The 1097-nt window shown below is 37.7% G+C and carries 1 protein-coding gene and 2 pseudogenes; all 3 read left to right on the top strand.

Translation table 11 applies throughout. The features are described from left to right. Nucleotides 1-77, top strand: a pseudogene (locus ACFIKR_RS09365) (phage antirepressor Ant); the annotation flags it as partial. Between the two features lie 141 nt (nucleotides 78-218). Next, a complete protein-coding gene (locus ACFIKR_RS09370; protein ID WP_375659652.1) occupies nucleotides 219-1013 on the top strand; it encodes an ERF family protein in 795 nt (264 codons plus the stop codon). A gap of 1 nt (nucleotide 1014) precedes the next feature. Then, a pseudogene (locus ACFIKR_RS09375) lies at nucleotides 1015-1097 on the top strand (exonuclease); the annotation flags it as partial.

Here is a 1097-nt window from a genome sequence, read left to right on the forward strand (position 1 = left end):
TCATTCCTTGCGCAAAAATCACAGCAAAAGGAATTGGTGTGCTGTCTCAAGAGCTTAAAAGACAAAGCATGCATTAAAAACAACAATTATGGAAAAGAAATACGAACGACTAATCTTATAGTATCTCTATAAGCCGTTTCTAACCACACAAACAACTTTTTAAACACAAGCGTGATTCACGCCACGGAGGAATTGCGCTCAAATAGGAGGAAATCAAGATGAGTGAACAAAACACTAACCTAACAGAAATTGAAGAAACGCATCACTTAGCGGTTAAACAAACTGCTATGGAACGCATTTTAAACAGAGCCTTAGAAAATGACGTCGATATGGACCGTCTTGAGCGTCTCATTGCCTTACGAGAAAAAGAAATAGAACGACAAAACTACGAAAGATTTGCCAGTGATCTTTCGAATATGCAAATAGAATATCAAAAAATACAAAAAAACTCTACAAACACCCATACAAACAGCCAATATGCAACCCTTGACCAGTACATTGATGCTGTAAAAAATACTCTTGCAAAACACCGATTTGCTTTGTTTTCTCGTATCAAAGAACAGAGTTCAGACAATATAATTATAGAAATGACTTTGACGCATCCGTCTGGAAATAAAATCTCAACAGAAGGAAAGTTTCCTTATGACACGAAAGGATGCAAGTCAAATATACAATCGGTTGGTTCTGCAATCACATACGCACGCAGATATCTGTTAGGTATGCTTCTTAATGTCGTGAGTGAAGATGATGATACGGATGGGAACACACCTATTAAAAAGGCTTTTCCACAACAGATCAATGAAATCAGAAGACTCATCGTACAAACCCAAGCAGAAGAAGAAAAAATACTTGCTTATGTCGACGTCAAAAAGCTTGACGATATGTCTGAAGGACAAGCACAAACGGTATTGCATCTTTTGAAAAAGAAACAAAACAAGCAAAAAGTGGAAACAGATTCTACTATACAAGATGCCGATATAGCAACGCCACAAGAGCAACAAACGGCGGTGTGAGATGAAACAAAGAACAGCAGAATGGTTTCAAGCAAGGCTAGGAAAAGTCACTGCTTCAAACGTTTACAACGTACTCAGTAAGAC

The sequence above is a fragment of the Bartonella sp. MR30HLJHH genome (assembly GCF_042194195.1).
GTDB lineage: Bacteria > Pseudomonadota > Alphaproteobacteria > Rhizobiales > Rhizobiaceae > Bartonella > Bartonella grahamii.

Coding starts and splice junctions, on each gene's coding strand:
- ACFIKR_RS09370 (WP_375659652.1), top strand. CDS start 219: ATGAGTGAACAAAACACTAACCTAACAGAAATTGAAGAAACGCATCAC.